This is a genomic window from Alteromonas sp. ABH4_454, from assembly GCF_056311775.1.
Genome location: NZ_CM149972.1, coordinates 2,795,174 through 2,812,374, shown reverse-complemented (window position 1 = coordinate 2,812,374; position 17,201 = coordinate 2,795,174). Strand labels below are relative to the sequence as shown.

The window sequence follows — 17,201 nt, the reverse complement described above, 5'->3', positions numbered from 1 at the left end:
TACCTCAATTTTTTCGACAGGGTACTGTCGTTTTTAGTCCATTAGGTCGCAACAACCCGTAACATGTGTCATGTTACGCCCACAGTCATTGCGATACGTATTTGATGTTTTCCACCTTTTGCTTTTATTAAGCATTAGGTCACTTGCTGTTTTCTTCCCTGCATATTATTCAATTCCCTATGTTAGCAATAAGCCCCTCGTTGCCATGCGCATAACTTAATAGTTACGTAAAGCGGCGAGGTCTGATGTACAAGCAAGCCCGCTTGTCACTGCTAAAACTGTCTAATAATTATGCAGATGCGCTCTCTTATAAAAATGGGAGCGACCATTAGTATAGGGTCGAAAGTTTGAGTTACAAGTCATACCATTGTCTTAGCACATAAGATCACCGAATTTATCGACAAACTACTGTGCAGAAACGTCTATTTGTGCTGAATTTTCTCAAGCGCGTTAATTTGATTTGAAGTAAAATCCCCTCCGAAATCTCGACAAGCAACAAGCGGAAGTAACATGTCTTCAAACGCCAAAGTGGTGCTGTTTAACAAGCCCTTTCAAGTTCTTTCTCAATTTACCGACGCGGACGGTAGAGAGACGCTAAAAGATTATATTGATATTCCCGATGTTTACGCTGCGGGCCGCCTAGACCGAGATTCTGAAGGCCTTTTAGTACTGACTAATGATGGTAAGCTTCAACACAAACTGGCAAACCCTAAAGCTAAGACCAGTAAAACCTATTGGGTGCAGGTTGAAGGTGTCATGGACGAAAAAGCCATGCAGGCGCTACGCGATGGTGTTGAATTAAAAGACGGCATGACCCGCCCAGCTAAAGTAAAAGCAATGCAGCAGCCCGATGTATGGCCAAGAAACCCACCTGTGCGTTTCAGACAATCTATTCCAACTAGCTGGGTATCAATTACCATCACAGAAGGCAGAAACCGACAAGTCAGGCGTATGACCGCACACGTAGGTTTCCCTACCCTTCGCCTTATAAGATATCGAGTAGGCAGCTGGACCATAGATGGCATTGAAAATGGTAAGTACGTGAGCTTTTGATTATAAAAGCAAATCCGATACTTGAATTCACCTTTGACGACCACACTAATGTGGCACCAAGAGTCTGGAAATATATCAACCGATAGGCATAGTTGTACCTAGTGGTGCTTATTTACGCATGGAAACATTTATGCGTTAAGAACCAAGCATGTCCATGTACATATTTAATTACTTAATCAGATAAGGATTAGATGTGAATTACCGATCGGAATCTGATAAAATCCGCGACCTCGAAAACGGGCCTGTTTGTTCGTGCTTTCTTACTGTAAAGCTTACGGTGAAGCTCATGTTGCAGCTTGCTTAGTAGCTTGGTGGATAGCAGCTTGGTGGAATAGCCCACCCAATGAGTTAGTGTATTGGCAAATTCATAAATATGTTAATGCATGACCCCATTAACAAATAAGGTTTCTTTTTTATTAATCAAATGAGTGTGCAATCTGTAGTGAGTGATATTGAATCTAACGCCAGCAAAAAAGTGATCGTCGGCATGTCCGGCGGTGTCGATTCGTCTGTTTCAGCCTACCTGCTTCAACAGCAGGGATACCAGGTTGAAGGTCTTTTTATGAAAAACTGGGAAGAAGATGATAACGATGAGTACTGCGCCGCTGCGGAAGATTTAAAAGATGCGCAAGCGGTTGCTGACAAGCTAGGCATTGAGCTGCACACCATCAACTTTGCTGCAGAATACTGGGATAACGTATTTGAGTATTTTTTAGAAGAATACAAAGCAGGCCGAACTCCTAACCCAGATATTATGTGCAACAAAGAAATTAAGTTTAAAGCGTTTCTTGAGTTCGCTGCAGAAGATCTTGGTGCAGACTATATAGCCACAGGACACTATGTTCGCCGCCGTGAGGTAGACGGTAAATGGCAGATGTTGCGCGGTCTCGACAACAACAAAGACCAAAGTTACTTCTTGTATACGCTAGGTGAAGAACACGTTGCTAAAACCCTTTTCCCTGTAGGTGATATTGAAAAACCACTGGTGCGTAAAATAGCTGAAGAGCAAGGGCTTATTACCCATGATAAGAAAGATTCAACAGGGATCTGCTTTATCGGCGAACGTAAGTTTAAAGACTTCCTAGCCCGCTACCTTCCAGCGCAGCCTGGCGTTATCGAAACCGCAGAAGGTGAAGAAATTGGGCAACACGAAGGTTTGATGTATCACACTTTAGGTCAGCGTAAAGGCCTTCATATTGGCGGTTTAGCTAAATACGGTGATGACCCTTGGTATGTGGTAGATAAAGACGTTGCCCGCAATGTTCTTATTGTTGGTCAAGGTGCCGATCACCCTCGCCTTTATTCAAAAGGTTTGGTTGCCAAGCAGCTACATTGGGTAGACAGAAAAACACTCAATGAGCCTATGCGCGCGGTGGTTAAGACGCGTTATCGCCAGGCGGATATCCCTTGTACTATTACGCCAACTGAACACGACACCATTGAAGTAGTGTTTGACGAACCACAAAAGGCGGTAACACCTGGCCAGTCGGCGGTATTTTACAGTGAAGAGGTCTGCCTTGGTGGCGGTATTATTGAGAGTTACATTCGCTGATGCTAGATACCGATATAGAAAATAATTTGGCCCTAGCTGGGGTATGTCAGGCTGCTGCGCTAGTGCAGCAGCTAGCCAGACGAGGCTCTGCTGAAAACGAAGCCATTGAAGCAAGTTTATCAAGCATACTGGTTACCGACCCTGAAACTCCTCAACAGGTGTTTGGGCAACTGTCTAATCTAAAAACCGGTTACACTACTCTTGCTGCGCAATTATCTGACAAACAAGCAACAAAAGACACAGAGCTAACCCGCTATATCGCAAGCATCTTAGGTCTTGAAAGAAAGCTAGCCAGAAAGCCTAAAGCTATGCAGGAACTCGGTGAACGCATTTCACATGTTCAGCGCCAGCTTGCCCACGTAGACTTTCAAAATCCGCAAATTGTTTCCTCATTAGCCAGTATTTACAGCGATATTATCAGCCCGTTAGCGCCGCGTATTCAGGTGGCGGGCAACCCAGACTATTTGAGCCAACCTGCTAATCAGCACAAAGTACGTGCCCTTTTACTTGCGGGCGTAAGGGCTGCGGTGATGTGGCGTCAGATGGGCGGCAAACGAAGAAATATATTATTTAAACGCAAACACATTCTTAACAGTGCTGTTAAAGCACTACGATTAATAAACTAGTGAGGAGCTTAAGGTGGAACTGAGTCAGTTAACTGCAATTTCCCCTGTCGATGGTCGATATGCTGGCAAAAGCGTAGAATTACGCAGTATTTTCAGTGAGTACGGCTTGTTAAAATACCGTGTAGAAGTAGAAGTACGTTGGTTACAAATGCTTTCTACTAACCCACAAATTGAAGAAGTTCCTGCCTTTTCAGACACGTCAAATGCACTACTAGACAAAATAGTAGCGGAATTTAGCGTTGAAGATGCGATGCGCATCAAAGAAATTGAGCGCACTACAAATCATGACGTAAAAGCTGTTGAATACTTCCTTAAAGAGAAAGTAGCAGACAACAGTGAGCTTTGTGCGGTTAACGAGTTTATTCACTTTGCGTGTACGTCTGAAGACATTAACAACCTTTCACACGGTCTAATGCTTCGTGAAGCCCGTGAAACGGTTATTCTTCCTTACTGTGACAAATTAATCGAAGCGCTAGTAGAACTTGCTAAGCGTTATCAGAATGTACCTATGATGGCCCGTACCCACGGTCAGCCAGCCTCTCCTACTACTATGGGTAAAGAGATGGCAAACGTGGCTATTCGCTTGAAGCGTCAGCGCAGTCAAATTGCGGGCGTTGAACTGCTTGGAAAAATTAACGGTGCTGTGGGCAACTACAATGCACACTTGTCTGCTTATAAAGATGTAGACTGGCACGGCGTTTCAGAAAAGTTCGTTACCTCACTTGGCCTTACCTGGAACCCGTTCACTACGCAAATCGAGCCTCACGATTATATCGCTGAAATGTTTGATGCTATTGCCCGTTTTAACACCATACTTATCGATTTCGATCGTGACGTTTGGGGTTATATTGCACTTGGTCACTTTAAACAAAAGACTGTTGCTGGCGAAATCGGTTCTTCAACCATGCCGCATAAAGTTAACCCTATCGATTTTGAAAACTCAGAAGGTAACTTAGGTCTGGCTAACGCAATATTTGACCATCTTGCTGCTAAACTGCCAATCTCTCGCTGGCAACGCGACCTAACTGACTCAACGGTTCTTCGCAACCTTGGTGTAGGTGTGGGATATGCAGTTATCGCTTATCAAGCCACACTAAAAGGTATTAATAAGTTAGAGGTTAACGAGCAAAGCTTGCTTAACGAGCTAGACAATAACTGGGAACTATTAGCAGAGCCTATCCAAACGGTAATGCGTCGTTACGGTATTGAAAAGCCTTATGAGAAACTTAAAGAGTTAACGCGTGGCAAGAAAGTTAATGCTGAAGTTATCGCCGAGTTTATCGACAATTTAGACATGCCGGATGCGGCTAAGGCTGAGCTGAAAGCCTTATCGCCGGCAACTTACATTGGTGACGCGATCAGGCTGGTAGATCAGTTATAAGCCCCTACGCTTTCCACTACACTAAAAACGCGGTCAGAGTACCGCGTTTTTTTATACCTACTTTTTATTTAACCGTTAAACGGATATTAATTGGGAGCATGTAGATGGACTTACGCAATAATGACGATAACGGGCATGTCACGCCTAGTGAGCAAGGCAGTCTGACTTCAAAGCCCCCTTTCCCGAACCCCTTACGAAATGCTGACCATGTACAAAGCGGTGATAATAAGGCTGTAAGCATAAAACACGAAGTGCAATGCGCCGTTGTCATTTTTTGTGACCTGTCGAATTATCAAGGTTTAGCAAAGCAATACGGTGACACTATGTGCACGGGTATTGTGGAAACGCTATTTAGCCAGTTTGATGAAACAGCATACGATTTAGCGCTCGTGCCCCTAAAAACGAACGGCGATCAATATATTGCCGTGGGGTTCTGCAGTGAACCTAGTTTTGCTAAACCTTACCTTCACAACGCTTATCAACATGAACCTTTTCGGGTACTTCAAGACGTAGCACACTGTGCGATGGATTTTGCCATAAAGGCTCGCAATCTTGTTAGTAGCCACACTTTATTGATGTCTTCGTCTTGTCAGCTACGTTCAGGTATTGCCGCCGGTGCTCTACTGACAGGTTACTCTTCTCGCGTATCGTCAGGCTTTGATATCTGGGGAGCAACCGTGAACAAAGCAGCAATGTTAGAACAGTTCACCGCTCCTAACACTATTGCGATATGTGAAAAAACTTACCACGCGCTAAACACAGGTAGTGTAAAAAGTGACCTTCCAGCAACCGAAGGTTCAGTTAAACATTATGAATCTAATAACTGTGGGTCTAATAACGGTAATCAAAGCTCAATTCGGATTTTAACAAATCAAGTGGGCCCACTAGCGCTTTACAACACGAAGATTAAAGTGAAAACGGCAGTATTGAGTGCCTACATCTGCTAGATAGGCACGAGGGTAAAAATACAATTTGAGCAACAAGCATTTATCTCTACTCTATATATTTTTTTCTTTTTCATACTTTGAGCGCTAGCCTATGTTTATCATCAATGCTAACCAATATTCTCCCTAAGCTTTCAGACAATAAGGTGGCAATCCCTTTTTCAATAATTGATAATGCCGCTTTTACACTATCACCTCGCCTTAGTTCTATTTTTACGCTTTCGTCTATGCTTTGCGCTAACTTGTGCTTTATTCATATGTAAACCGCGCTTTGTGTAATGACTTTCACTAAGCTTTGCGGGGGGACACCACTAAATTGGCCTAGAAAAAAGAGATGCGATGAGCACCAACGACAATACTTACTTTATTGATGCACAAACAGGTGCAGGTTTTAATGCGGAGACTTTCTTAAAGCATTACTGGCAGCAAAAGCCTGTGGTAATAAAGAATTTTTTTCCAAACTTTGCAGATCCTATAGATGAAAACGACTTGGCAGGGCTCGCACAAGAATCAGATGTCGACGCTCGAATCATAAGTAATGACCAAGGAAACTGGCACGTTGAACAAGGCCCAATTACTGACTTCGAAAAAGCATGCAAGGGCAAATGGACGCTACTTGTTCAAGGCGTTGATAAGTATGTACCGGACGTTGCGCCAATTCTCGCACCTTTTTCTTTTGTTCCTAACTGGCGACTAGACGACCTGATGGTAAGCTTCGCTACCAATGGAGCTGGAGTTGGGGCTCACATAGACCAATACGATGTGTTCCTTGTACAAGGTAAAGGAAAAAGGCGCTGGCGTGTAGGTAATCCTGCCGACTACAAAGAAGTTTGCCCACACCCGAAACTAAGACAAATTGAAGGTTTTGAACCTGTTATTGACGTTATTTGTGAAGCTGGCGATGTGGTATATGTGCCGCCGGGCTGGCCTCATGATGGCGCTACGATTGAAGACAGCCTGACCTACTCAGTGGGCTATCGCGCGCCGGACAACCTGCAATTGGCAGAAAGCTTGGCAATGATGCTGGATAAAGGTGCTGGAAATTACCGCTTTACCGATGCTGGAAGAGCAATACAATCAAGCAGCGCGTTAGTTAACGCCAGCGATGTTGCAGCACTAAAACAGCAACTGATAGACGCTATTAATAGTGAAGATTTCACGTACTCCCTTCTAGAAGCAATGAGCGAACAAGGGGTTCCGGAATTCCCTCTCGACGATGAAGTCACCTTAGAGCAAATTTCAAATGAATTCGCAGCAGGCATTAGCTTTGCTCCTGCGCCCGGCATTCGCGCGTTAATTTGTGATGGCAAACGTGGCTTACCGCGCGCGCTTTATGTAAACGGAAGTCAGTTCACTTTTGCGAAAAGTGACAAAGAATGGTTTGAAGTGCTAGCATCGGGTGCCGTTTTGAACGCAACATGCTGCCAAGATGCACCTTCTTTTACATTTTTAGAAACCTTAACTACACTTGTTAATAATGGTTATTGGGAATGGGCCGAGGATTAACAGGAAAATATGGCGTTTACTATACAAAACGTCGATTGGGAAAAGGATAAACATCGACTTAAAGCACTTAGGGAACATGTATTTGTTTTAGAATGGCAAGTACCGGAAGCTATCGAGTTCGACGAACACGATAGCTCGGCGTGCCATGTGCTGATAGTCAACGACCAAAACGAACCCATTGCCACGGGGCGCTTGACGAAAAAAGGTGAACTTGGCCGTATTGCCGTTAAGCGCTGTCACAGAACACTTCCTGTTTACCGCGCTTTGTTTGGCGCTTTAGTTGCAGCAGCTAAACAAAATAACCTTCCCATAATCAAAGTTATCTGTAATTTGGAAAGCGTGTCGTATCACCAATCTATTGGGTTTAAACCGGACGGAAACGTGTTTATGGACGCGGGCGTTCCCAGACAAAGGCTTCAATGTCCGGCAGAGCGATTTCCTCTGCCAGACGTTACCCAGCTTCACTAGCTCGCTTGTTACCAAGCGCAACCCAGCGCGACATAACCTGGTTGTAAGCCTTGCTTGTTACGCCCAAAGCTCTGGGGTGTTTTGCATGGCAAACAAATTCTCTGCTCTATTGATTAAGAGTGCACCAAATTCTTTTTGGCTTTCATCAGCGTTCTTAGCGTTAATCAAATTTTCTGCTTTAAGTTGCCAATGCATAGAAAAATGACGCAGTACTTCTTTCGCATTTTTAGCGTTGTCCACTGAAGTGTAATCAGACGGTAAGTCGCCACTAATTACCCAGTAAAGCTTACCGTCCATTGCTTTAATCTTCCAAACCGCCAAATATGGCATTAAGTAACGGCTATCCTCAGTGATAACAGTGTCAAACAATACACCGTTTTCTGCTAGAAACTTATTTGCTTTTTGAAACTGCTCTCTTACCCAATTCCCGTGTTCTTCTTCACTGATAGGTTGTCTTTCTTGTTGTTCAGCCATAATTGGTCTCTTTCTTATATTTGTTTTTGTTACGCAAAACTTCGTTGCATGAATTCCCAAGCAATAGACGCGCTATAGTTTACGGTTTTACACTGTTCTTTTTTAAAGAACCCTGTGGTATAGCGCTAACTATTACTCTGTCTGTGCCCCTTTGTACTGCATTTCCAGCACGCTTTCCACCGCATTCGGCTTGATCACAAGACTTGGGCTTTTAAACGATTATTTATTCGACAATAGTACGAGGCTTACTTTGTGTTTGCCTTTTAATAACAGCCCTTCAATATTATTTTCTAATGTTGAAATAGGCTTTCCCCCATACTAGACAGGCACAAACATTTACATTTTTATTATTGGCAAACCGTTCAAGTTGGGCGACACTTAGAGACATCAAATATTTTAAGGCGAGTTCAGGCAAATGCGTATACTAAGACTTACTCTGGGAGCAATTTTATTTGTCGGCGGAATTGTTTTAACACTACTTCCTGGCTCTATCCTTTTTGTCGTAGCAGGTTTAGTACTGTTGAGTTACGACTGGCCGAGAGCACGTGGCTGGCTTAAGTATAGTCAGCGAACAATGACAATGAGCGCACGCAAAATAGACCGTTTTCTTCTTATGCGAAAGCTTCGATAGCGCTTACCGAAGTTTTTTCTACCCCAATCGCATACTCGCTTCGCTCATTCAACTCACATTTCTCTTACTTCAAAAGAATGTCTGTCGCAATTACTGCGTTATTTTATCGCAGACACCTAACATTTAATCTTATGTAAATGCGTAACGATGAAATGCGTGTTAACGTAATTTAAAATAACAATTGCGAAGCCTTTAATAATAATAGTAGTGGCATATATCTCTGCATGCTCAGCATCTTAGATAGTTCGTATCATCAGGCAATGTAACCGTATAAGTATGAATTCTGTAGTGTGTTCAAATAACGCAGTACTGCTTGGGTAGTTCATGTTTATCGCTTACCAATGGAGACAAGACCATGATCACGTTTACCGTTAATGGTAACAAACACGAATTTTCTGGTGATCCATCAACACCAGTGTTGTGGTACCTTCGTGACGAATTAAACCTTACAGGACCTAAGTTTGGCTGCGGTATGGCGCAATGTGGCGCTTGTACTGTTCACATTGACGGTATGGCACAACGCTCTTGCGTGCTGCCTGTGTCCGCAGTTCAAGGCAAAAAGATTACGACTATCGAAGGGTTAAGTGAAAACGGCGACCACCCCGTTCAAAAAGCATGGGTAGAACATAAAGTTCCGCAGTGCGGATTCTGCCAATGCGGACAAATTATGCAGGCAGCAAGCCTGTTATCCACCAACCCAACACCAAGTGACGAAGAAATTGTCCAGAATATGTCTGGCAACATCTGCCGTTGCGGCACCTACCCTCGCATACATAAAGCTATTAAGTCAGCGTCGAAGTCAATAAGTGGTAATGCTGGCGTTAGCTACTTTGACCCAAGCAAAGCGGGAGAAGAAGCATGAGTGAGAACACCTATTTCGATATGAATCGTCGCAGCTTTTTAAAATCGACAGCTGCGGCAGGCGCTCTAGTTCTTGGTACTTACTTTATGGGCGGTGCTCCTCGCGCTATGGCAGGCGTTTTAGCTAAACCAGCAGAAAACGCAAAGCGCGCAAACTTGTTTATTGCACTTCGCCCAGACGGCATGGTTGAAGTTACCTGCCACCGTAGTGAAATGGGTCAGCAAATTCGTACCGCAATTGCTCAAATTGTGGCAGACGAAATGGAAGCGGCTTGGGATAAGGTTATTGTTATTCAGGGCAAAGGCGATCCTAAATACGGTGACCAAAACACCGATGGCTCGCGCAGTATCCGCTTTAATATGCAGCGCCTGCGTGAAATGGGCGCCAGCGTACGCTATATGATGCAACATGCTGCAGCCAAGCGTTGGGGTGTTGAACCTACTAGCTGTGTTGCCGAGCAACATGTGGTAACCCACACTTCAGGTAAAACCCTTGCCTATAAAGACTTAATTGATGATGCACTGACTATTACGCCGCCAGAAGCAGATAAGCTTACCCTTAAAGATAGAAAAGAATGGCGTTACATTAATACCGGTATGGCGCACATTGATCTCCAAGATATCGTTACCGGCAAAGCCACTTTTGCCGCCGATGTTCGTGAGCCTAAAGCACTTGTTGCCATTATTGAGCGCCCGCCTGTAGTGGGTGGAAAAGTAAAAAGCTTCAACGCAGATAAAGCGAAAGCGGTTAAAGGTGTCGTCGACGTTATAGAAATGCCTGCCCCTAAAGGTGCACCTCAGTTCCAGCCTAAAGGTGGTATTGCAATTATTGCAAACAACACATGGGCGGCGTGGCAAGGCCGCAAGGCACTAGAGGTAACTTGGAACGATGGTGCAAACGGCGACTATAATTCACAAAGCTTTAAAGAACAGTTGCTTAACACGGTAAATGCTCCACAAGCTCTTGTTAGAGAAAAAGGCGATGCGGTAAGCGTTTTAGAAAAGGCCAGCGACAAGCTTATTGCTGACTACTACGTTCCCCATTTAGCACAAGCCCCCATGGAGCCGCCATGCGCGACAGCCATGTACTATAAAGGTCGCGTTGACGTATGGGCTGCAACACAAAATCCGCAGGCTGATATGGAAACTGTGGGCGCTATGGTGGGTATGGACAAAGAAAAAATCAATGTTCACGTAACCATGCTAGGCGGCGCATTTGGTCGTAAGTCTAAGCCTGATTTTTCTGCTGAAGCAGCATACCTTTCAATGAAAACGGGCAAACCAATTCGCGTTCAGTGGACACGTGAAGACGACATTCAACACGGTTTCTATCATGCAGTGTCGGCTCAGCATGTCGAAGCGGCGTTAGATGAAAATGGTAAGATTGACGCATACCTTCACAGAACTGCGTTTTCTCCTATTGCTTCAACCTTCCAAGAAGGTGCAAACGCACCGTTTAGCTTTGAGCTAGATTTGGGCTTTACTGACAACCCTATTCTAACGCCAAATATGAAGTTAGAGCGCGGTGAAGCACCCGCAAAAGCACGTATTGGATGGATGCGTTCTGTATCAAATATTTTCCACGCGTTTGCCGTTCAGTCGTTTATCAATGAAGCGGCACACAAGGCAGGGAAAGACGCTAAGGATTACCTTTTAGAGGTTATCGGTCCTGAAAGAGTTATTGATGTTACCGAGCAAAAAGCCGAATACAATAACTATTGGGGTGATAAATCTGTTTATCCACTGGATACAGGCCGGCTACGTAATGTTATTGAGAAAGTGGCAGACATGGCTGGTTGGGGTCGAGAGATGCCTAAAGGCCGCGGCCTTGGCATAGCAGCGCACCGCAGCTTCTTAACTTATGTAGCTACAGTGGTTGAAGTTGAAGTGTCTGACGCTGGCGATCTCAACGTGATCAAGTCATGGGTAGCGATTGACGCAGGTACTGTAGTTAACACCGATACGGTTAAGAACCAAACTCAAGGTGGCTCGGTTTACGGTATTACGACCGCTATCAGTGACGGTATTACCTTTGATAAAGGTCGCGTACAACAAAGTAACTTCCACAACTACCGTGTACCGCGTATGAGCGATTCACCGCTAGAAGTAGACGTAGAAGTAATCGAAAGTGATGCACCGCCAGCTGGTGTGGGTGAACCTGCAACGCCGGTATATGCGCCAGCTTTGTGTAATGCTATTTTCGCTGCGTGTGGTAAGCGTATTCGTCAGTTGCCTATCGGTAACCAGCTAAAAGCTTAGAAACTTACCTTTACCGCAAAAGGCTTTTTGCGGTAAAGGTGAAGATTGATAGAAAAAAGGGTAATCACCAAATTATGTGATTACCCTTTTTTTGAAAGCAGAACTGAAAGTTTTACTGAAAGTCATCCTGAAAGATTACAAATGATAGAGCTATTCTTGTAATCAATCAACGCTAGTTCCACTTCTAATTTGAAAGGCAATACTTATTCGTAGTTGCGTTCCATCCACATCAGCTGCATCTTAAGTTCGTTAATTTCTTTTTGAGCTTGCGCCAACTGCTCCACTACTGAGCCAGCCTGCATAACATTTTCTTCGGAATTATTTACTGAAACCGCGCTGTCATTATGTGCCATGAGAATTCAACCAAGTTATTTATTAATGAAAGATTCAAAGTGAAAGTCACTTTGTAATATTACATTTTAAATTACATAAAGTCATGTAAACAATGTTCAAAAGCGCATACTTTTAGGAAATAACCATAGTTTTTTTGAGGAATGTGAAGCTGGCATAAATCTTACTTAAACCGACACGAACTGTTACAGTTGCCCAAACAAAAAAAGAGACCCGAAGGTCTCTTTTTAACTCTTATCTACTGAGCGCTACACTGGCAAGTCACCTTGCAAATATAGAACTCTGCGCTTGTATTTTAGCCATGCTTTTCAGCAAGGTATAGCCATGTCTCGACCACAGTATCAGGGTTAAGCGATACCGAATCGATACCCTCTTCTACTAACCAGGCGGCGAAATCTTCGTGGTCAGATGGGCCTTGACCACAAATGCCCACGTATTTACCGCGTTTCTTCGCAGCTTGGATTGCCATTGAAAGCAGTGCTTTCACCGCTTCGTCACGCTCGTCAAATAAGTGTGCAATAAGGCCGCTGTCGCGATCTAGTCCCAGCGTTAGCTGCGTTAAGTCATTAGAGCCAATTGAGAAACCGTCGAAGATATCCAGGAACTTATCAGCAAGCAATGCGTTTGATGGTAGTTCACACATCATAATAACGCGAAGGCCATTTTCACCTTTCTTAAGACCCTGCTCTTCAAGAAGCTCGATGACCTGACGGCCTTCTTCTAGGGTACGAACAAACGGGATCATGATTTCTACGTTGGTTAAGCCCATCTTGTTTCGAACGCGTTTAATCGCTTCACATTCGAGAGCAAAACAATCGCGGAAGTCTTCAGAAATATAGCGGCTTGCACCACGGAAGCCCAACATTGGGTTTTCTTCGTCTGGCTCGTATTGATAACCGCCTACCAAGTTGAAGTATTCGTTCGATTTGAAATCTGACATACGAACGATAACTTTCTCTGGTGAGAAAGCTGCACCAATGGTTGAAATACCTTCTACCAATTTCTCGATATAGTATTCGGTTGGTGATTCGTAACCTGCGATCATGTCGCTAATTTCTTCTTTCAACTCTTCTGGCTGGCTGTCGAAATTAAGCAGCGCTTTAGGGTGCACACCAATCATACGGTTAATAATGAACTCAAGGCGAGCAAGACCAACACCCGCGTTTGGCAAGCGAGCAAAGTCGAATGCACGGTCTGGGTTACCCACGTTCATCATCACTTTAAGCGGTAACTCTGGCATAGCGTCAATGCGTGAGGTCACAACGTCGAACTCTAGTTCGTCGCCATAAATGAAGCCGGTGTCACCTTCAGCGCAAGACACAGTAATCTTGTCGCCATTTTTGATGCTTTCAGTCGCGTTACCACAACCTACTACCGCTGGAATACCTAACTCACGGGCAATGATTGCCGCGTGACAGGTACGGCCACCACGATTAGTAACAATCGCAGACGCCTTCTTCATGATAGGTTCCCAGTCAGGGTCTGTCATATCAGTTACCAGAACATCACCCGCCTGGATTTTGTCCATCTCTTCAATTGAATCAAGCACTTTCGCTACACCAGCACCGATTTTGTGACCAATTGCACGGCCTTCAACAACGATGTTGCTTTGGCCTTTTAGTTGGAAGCGCTCAATACTTTGTGAGTCTTCACGGCTGCGCACTGTTTCTGGGCGAGCCTGAACAATGTAAAGTTTGCCGTCTGCGCCGTCTTTGGCCCACTCAATGTCCATTGGGCGCTTGTAGTGCTGTTCAATAATTTGTGCCTGCTTAGCAAGCTCCATGACTTCATCGTCGGTTAATGAGAAAGTTTTGCTGTCGGCAGCATCAATATCAACAATAGATACCTGTTTACCGTGAGCTTCATCATCTGAATACACCATCTTAGTAAGCTTGCTGCCTAGGTTACGACGAACGATTGCAGGTAAGCTTTTGTCTAGCGTTGGTTTGTGAACATAGAATTCATCAGGGTTAACCGCACCCTGTACCACCATTTCGCCTAAACCGAATGAACTGGTGATGAATACAACGTCCTCAAAACCAGACTCTGTATCGATAGTAAACATAACGCCCGATGAAGCGATGTCACTGCGCACCATGCGCTGAATACCAGCAGATAGCGCTACACCTTTATGGTCGTAGCCCTGGTGAACACGATAAGAAATAGCGCGGTCGTTAAACAGTGATGCGAATACGTGCTTGATAGCCACCAGCACGGCTTCATAACCTTTAACGTTTAGGAAAGTTTCTTGCTGCCCTGCGAATGACGCGTCAGGCATATCTTCTGCGGTAGCCGAAGAACGCACTGCAAATGATGCTTCTTCACCTGCATCACCTTGAAGCGTGACAAAGGCAGTTTTGATTTCTTCTTCTAATTTGCCTTGAAATGGCGTGTCGATGATCCACTGACGAATGTTTTTACCCGCTTCGGTAAGTGCATTCACATCGTCTACGTCTAGCGAGTCTAAGACTTCGTGGATACGCGCTTCTAGGCCGCTTTGCTCTAGAAACTCATTAAATGCTTCGGCGGTGGTAGCAAAACCACCCGGCACCTGCACACCGGCGTTCGCCAGGTTTGAGATCATCTCGCCTAATGATGCATTTTTGCCGCCTACGCGACCCACATCATGCATGCCCAGTTCTTGATACCAAAGTACGTATTCTTGCACAGCCCAAGCCTCCAGCTTTTTTATGTGTAGGGTATGAGGTTAATTTCAGGTTTGTGCTTTTTATCACCTGAAACTCATCAAATTGTTGTCGATACGTGGCGAAAACCACTGTTAACGCTGTCCATTACGTTTGACAGCAAACCTTTGAAATTTGCCGTCATTCACAAGAACCGTGTAGCTTTTCGACGAAATCATCTTAGAATGGGGAAATTCAGAAAGTAAACCCTTTATTACTTTTGTAATAAAATTACACCAATGTTAAGGATATGTTGTGCGCACAGCTTTTTATATTTCAGATGGTACAGCCATCACCGCAGAGGTCTTTGGCCACGCCCTGCTTTCTCTGTTTCCCGTTTCTTTCAATCACAACACTATTCCTTTCGTTGAAACTGAGGAACAAGCTCACAAAGTTTTGCAGCAAATTTCTGAAAGTTTTCAAGACACCGGAGAAAGGCCGCTCGTTTTTTATACAATTGTGAATGTAGATATTCGCAAGATAATCTCTAAATCCGTAGGCATTAACTATAATTTTCTCGATCAATTTGTCGCGCCACTAGAAAAAGTATTGGGTGTTCCTTCAAAACCAGAAAAACATCGTACACATAGTATCCACGAAACCACCTACGACATTAGAATTGAAGCCGTGAACTACGCGTTGGCTAATGACGATGGTTCTAACCTAAAAGACTACGACGAAGCCGATATCATACTTACCGGGGTATCCCGTTCGGGTAAAACCCCCACAAGCCTTTATTTAGCGCTTCAATACGGAATAAAAGCAGCCAACTACCCTTTCACAGAGGAAGATATGGGCGACATGCTAAAGCTCCCTCCTGCTTTACGTAGATTTAAACATAAGCTTTTCGGGTTAACGATTGCAGCGGATAGACTCCATCAAATACGTTCAGAGCGCCGTGCAAACAGCAAATATGCATCGCTGCCACAATGTCGAATGGAGCTTCGTGAAGTAGAGAACTTATATAGAAAGGAAAAGATCCCGTTTTTGAATAGCACTAAGTATTCAATTGAAGAGATCTCAGCAAAAATACTGGCAGAGACGGGGCTCAAACGTCGTAAATACTAAGCGGGCTTTTAAATTATCAGTAACTTTGTACGAAGCTGCGGTATTTACCCGCTGTGTTTTATAGAGCGCTCTTTTATGTCGCGGCGGTGCCTTTAACTTTTGTAAAGCAACAGGGCACCACATGACCTAGATTCTGGTCTAGTGGAGGCTAACCAGGCAAAAGCGCCCCCTGTCTTTGAGGTATTGCGTGGCCTTTTATCATTTACTATTGAAGCGTCATTTTTTGTTGCTTTCTACCCATTCTTCAAGAGCTACACCTGGGTCTTCTTCACCTGCAACAGATGATGCATAAGGGCTCGCAGCTTCTGCATCCTGATGTGAAACGTCCGCTTTACTATCAGATTGGTTTTCTTCATCTGAAGACAACGTCGTTTTTTCTCGTGAACTTTTTTCTTTTGCTTTCATGCCTCTTATCAACTCCTCTACATATAGATAAAAACTTTAAAACGGTAGCAACGGCTGTTGAATTAAAGACTCCCTCGGCCCTGCGGTAGCAGCAATATAATGAAATACATCAATATTAGCTGTGTAACGTCATTCATGACCAAACCTTCCACAATAAGTCTAAGCATTTAAGATGTACGAGCTTAAAAACTCGACATCAGATAACGTTGTAACGGTGAAGACAGAAGATTAGATTAGGAATGATTACCATTTTTTAATGTCTAACAGATAACAGCTTGTCTTATTGGAAAAGTTAAAGTTATGCAGTCGGCAGGTCTAAGCGCTTACTGATAGAAAATGACTATCACGGATAAACAGTTACAATTCATCAATTTATCGATATTGTAAACAATATCAAATGATACAATATAACATCACACATCGTCTTAGGAGAAATAACATGTTCACAGAAGAAATGGTTCATAGCGCACTACAAACTTGGTGCGACAATGTAGTAGCGGTAGGTAAAGTGCACGCTGAAGGTGGCGATGTAAAAGCATTCGCTTCACAAGTGCTGTCAGATAACTACGACTACGATAATGGAAAAGTACTCTTTAAACCTACGCTTACTTTCGGCTCGCAAACATTTCGCCCAACTAAAGAAGGCGCGTTATCTTATTTCGTAGGCGGTAATAGCGACTATCCAAACGATAATGGCTTTAAATTGAAGCCATGGGTGAAGGTTTGGTACAGCAAAGAAGACTTTATTTTGAATGGTGAACTTGCCATTGTTCAGTGTAACGTACACTTTATCGGCGAAGACGACAGCCATATCTTCGTAAACAAGAGCTTTGTTTTCAAACAATGTGAAGACGGAAAAATTCGCATTATCCTTCATCAATCTTCTCTACCTTATCAGCCTTAAAAGGTGGTTGATACGCTTTAACTAATTCATAAAA

The 17,201-nt window shown here is 43.9% G+C and carries 16 protein-coding genes; 12 read left to right on the top strand and 4 right to left on the bottom strand.

Annotation, left to right across the window (positions count from 1 at the left end):
* Positions 1 to 510: 510 nt before the first annotated feature.
* The 7 genes from ACYX4W_RS12245 to ACYX4W_RS12215 all read left to right on the top strand — a co-directional run bounded on the left by ACYX4W_RS12245 (position 511) and on the right by ACYX4W_RS12215 (position 7,530).
* A complete protein-coding gene (locus ACYX4W_RS12245; RefSeq protein ID WP_474831826.1) occupies positions 511 to 1,053 on the top strand; it encodes an rRNA large subunit pseudouridine synthase E in 543 nt (180 codons plus the stop codon).
* Positions 1,054 to 1,477: 424 nt separating this feature from the next.
* The gene (mnmA, locus tag ACYX4W_RS12240) at positions 1,478 to 2,605 is read left to right on the top strand and encodes a tRNA 2-thiouridine(34) synthase MnmA (RefSeq protein ID WP_474807061.1); all 1,128 of its coding nucleotides are present in this window, start codon (positions 1,478 to 1,480) and stop codon (positions 2,603 to 2,605) included.
* Entirely contained in the window at positions 2,605 to 3,231 is a 627-nt protein-coding gene (gene hflD, locus ACYX4W_RS12235; protein ID WP_334058349.1) for a high frequency lysogenization protein HflD, read from the top strand. The genes mnmA and hflD overlap by 1 nt, the downstream gene beginning before the upstream one ends.
* Before the next feature lie 13 nt (positions 3,232 to 3,244).
* Complete coding sequence (gene purB / locus ACYX4W_RS12230) at positions 3,245 to 4,612, top strand: adenylosuccinate lyase (protein ID WP_476073378.1); 1,368 nt, start codon at positions 3,245 to 3,247, stop codon at positions 4,610 to 4,612.
* A gap of 104 nt (positions 4,613 to 4,716) precedes the next feature.
* Positions 4,717 to 5,559 (top strand): adenylate/guanylate cyclase domain-containing protein, encoded by an 843-nt coding sequence (locus ACYX4W_RS12225; protein WP_476073377.1) that lies wholly within the window; start codon positions 4,717 to 4,719, stop codon positions 5,557 to 5,559.
* Between the two features lie 336 nt (positions 5,560 to 5,895).
* Positions 5,896 to 7,062, top strand: a complete 1,167-nt coding sequence (locus tag ACYX4W_RS12220; RefSeq protein WP_476073376.1) for a cupin domain-containing protein — start codon at positions 5,896 to 5,898, stop codon at positions 7,060 to 7,062.
* 9 nt (positions 7,063 to 7,071) lie between these two features.
* On the top strand, positions 7,072 to 7,530 hold the full coding sequence (locus ACYX4W_RS12215) for a GNAT family N-acetyltransferase (protein WP_474831835.1): 459 nt from the start codon (positions 7,072 to 7,074) through the stop codon (positions 7,528 to 7,530).
* 57 nt (positions 7,531 to 7,587) lie between these two features.
* Here ACYX4W_RS12215 and ACYX4W_RS12210 read toward each other — a convergent pair whose 3' ends face one another.
* Positions 7,588 to 8,004 (bottom strand): DUF4826 family protein, encoded by a 417-nt coding sequence (locus tag ACYX4W_RS12210; RefSeq protein ID WP_476073375.1) that lies wholly within the window; start codon positions 8,002 to 8,004, stop codon positions 7,588 to 7,590.
* A gap of 415 nt (positions 8,005 to 8,419) precedes the next feature.
* Here ACYX4W_RS12210 and ACYX4W_RS12205 point away from each other — a divergent pair, with 415 nt between their 5' ends.
* From ACYX4W_RS12205 to ACYX4W_RS12195, 3 genes are all read left to right on the top strand, one after another.
* Positions 8,420 to 8,635 carry a PGPGW domain-containing protein gene (locus ACYX4W_RS12205; protein WP_179983293.1) on the top strand — a complete coding sequence of 72 codons (216 nt, stop codon included), beginning with the start codon at positions 8,420 to 8,422 and terminating at the stop codon, positions 8,633 to 8,635.
* Between the two features lie 355 nt (positions 8,636 to 8,990).
* Positions 8,991 to 9,497, top strand: coding sequence for a (2Fe-2S)-binding protein (locus ACYX4W_RS12200; RefSeq protein ID WP_474807073.1), 507 nt, complete (start codon positions 8,991 to 8,993; stop codon positions 9,495 to 9,497).
* Positions 9,494 to 11,755 carry a molybdopterin cofactor-binding domain-containing protein gene (locus tag ACYX4W_RS12195; RefSeq protein WP_476073374.1) on the top strand — a complete coding sequence of 754 codons (2,262 nt, stop codon included), beginning with the start codon at positions 9,494 to 9,496 and terminating at the stop codon, positions 11,753 to 11,755. Before ACYX4W_RS12200 ends, ACYX4W_RS12195 begins: the two co-directional genes overlap by 4 nt.
* Before the next feature lie 203 nt (positions 11,756 to 11,958).
* Here the strand turns inward: ACYX4W_RS12195 and ACYX4W_RS12190 are convergent, their stop codons facing one another.
* Together ACYX4W_RS12190 and ppsA are read right to left on the bottom strand one after the other, a co-directional pair.
* Entirely contained in the window at positions 11,959 to 12,108 is a 150-nt protein-coding gene (locus ACYX4W_RS12190) for a hypothetical protein (RefSeq protein ID WP_474856211.1), read from the bottom strand.
* A 293-nt stretch (positions 12,109 to 12,401) separates the two neighbouring features.
* Positions 12,402 to 14,774, bottom strand: a complete 2,373-nt coding sequence (gene ppsA / locus ACYX4W_RS12185; protein WP_476073373.1) for a phosphoenolpyruvate synthase — start codon at positions 14,772 to 14,774, stop codon at positions 12,402 to 12,404.
* 271 nt (positions 14,775 to 15,045) lie between these two features.
* Here ppsA and ppsR point away from each other — a divergent pair, with 271 nt between their 5' ends.
* Positions 15,046 to 15,858, top strand: a complete 813-nt coding sequence (ppsR, locus tag ACYX4W_RS12180; protein WP_049586695.1) for a posphoenolpyruvate synthetase regulatory kinase/phosphorylase PpsR — start codon at positions 15,046 to 15,048, stop codon at positions 15,856 to 15,858.
* A gap of 216 nt (positions 15,859 to 16,074) precedes the next feature.
* Here ppsR and ACYX4W_RS12175 read toward each other — a convergent pair whose 3' ends face one another.
* On the bottom strand, positions 16,075 to 16,263 hold the full coding sequence (locus ACYX4W_RS12175) for a hypothetical protein (RefSeq protein ID WP_474807081.1): 189 nt from the start codon (positions 16,261 to 16,263) through the stop codon (positions 16,075 to 16,077).
* A gap of 439 nt (positions 16,264 to 16,702) precedes the next feature.
* Between ACYX4W_RS12175 and ACYX4W_RS12170 the strand changes: the two genes are divergently transcribed.
* The gene (locus ACYX4W_RS12170; RefSeq protein WP_474807083.1) at positions 16,703 to 17,167 is read left to right on the top strand and encodes a hypothetical protein; all 465 of its coding nucleotides are present in this window, start codon (positions 16,703 to 16,705) and stop codon (positions 17,165 to 17,167) included.
* Positions 17,168 to 17,201 lie beyond the last annotated feature (34 nt).